Annotated in this window: 2 protein-coding genes; both read left to right on the forward strand. The window is 39.8% G+C overall.

The window, feature by feature from the left end; translation table 11 throughout:
* A partial coding sequence (locus tag ABJF11_RS19930; protein WP_348122013.1) for an AAA family ATPase occupies positions 1-560 on the forward strand: 560 nt, incomplete at its 5' end.
* Positions 561-1,073 (forward strand): DUF6602 domain-containing protein (locus ABJF11_RS19935; protein WP_348122014.1); only part of this gene is annotated, 513 nt, incomplete at its 3' end.

Genomic DNA, 1,073 nt, shown 5'->3' on the forward strand with positions numbered 1-1,073 from the left:
CTCAATTAGTTTCTAGTGCTTTTCAACAAACAAAAGATTTGGCTAAAAAGTATAAGAGTGAATCAGGAAAATCTAGAGGAGCTGTCATACTACTAATCGATGAAGCTGATGCGCTGGCACAATCGAGAGAATCCGAACAAATGCACCATGAGGATCGGGCTGGAGTTAATGCATTTATCAGGGGGATTGATTCATTGGCGAGTGATGTCTTACCTGCCGCAGTAATCATGTGTACCAATAGATTAGACGCCTTAGACCCTGCGGTTAAAAGAAGAGCTGCTGAGATTTTGCCTTTCAAGAGACCAAGTGCAGAGCAGCGCAAATCTGTATTAGAGCAAACATTAGCTCCATTCGATTTAGATAATGAAACTATTGAAAAAATTGTTGAGATAACTGGGGAAACAAGCGAGAAAACATATGGTTTTTCGTTTTCAGATATCACTCAACGGCTTGTCCCCTCGATTATTTTAGATGCATTCCCAAATAAGCCAGTTACTAAAGAAAGGGCTATTGAAGTTACATTGTCAATTCAACCTACACCTCCATTCGGGGGGCAGTAAATGAGCAATGATATTTGGTTAAAAGGAGTTTTTGAGGATGTGCAAAAAGATCTTCACCATGATTTATACCGGGCTTCGCGAGGTGTAGAACATGCTCCGACAAAAGGGGATATCCATGAAGGTAGTTGGATAGATGTACTAGGTGATTACTTGCCAAAGCGATATGGGGTAGATAAAGCAATTATAATTGATAGCAAGGGAAACAAAAGTGATCAAATAGATATTGTAATTTTCGATCCGCAGTACACTCCGATGTTATTAATTCAACAAAGCCACAAATATATTCCTGCCGAGGCAGTGTATGCTGTATTTGAATGTAAACCGACCATTAGCAAAGAATATTTGGAATACGCTGGAAATAAAGCAAGCTCAGTCCGAAATCTCATTAGAACAAGTGTACCGATAGCAACTGCATCAGGAACTTTACCACCTAAAACACCACACACTATCATTTGCGGTATATTGGCCGCGAAATGCTATTGGGGTGAAGGAGTAAAAAGTAAGTCATTTGAC

It is taken from the genome of Reichenbachiella sp., assembly GCF_039941815.1.
Classification (GTDB): domain Bacteria; phylum Bacteroidota; class Bacteroidia; order Cytophagales; family Cyclobacteriaceae; genus Reichenbachiella.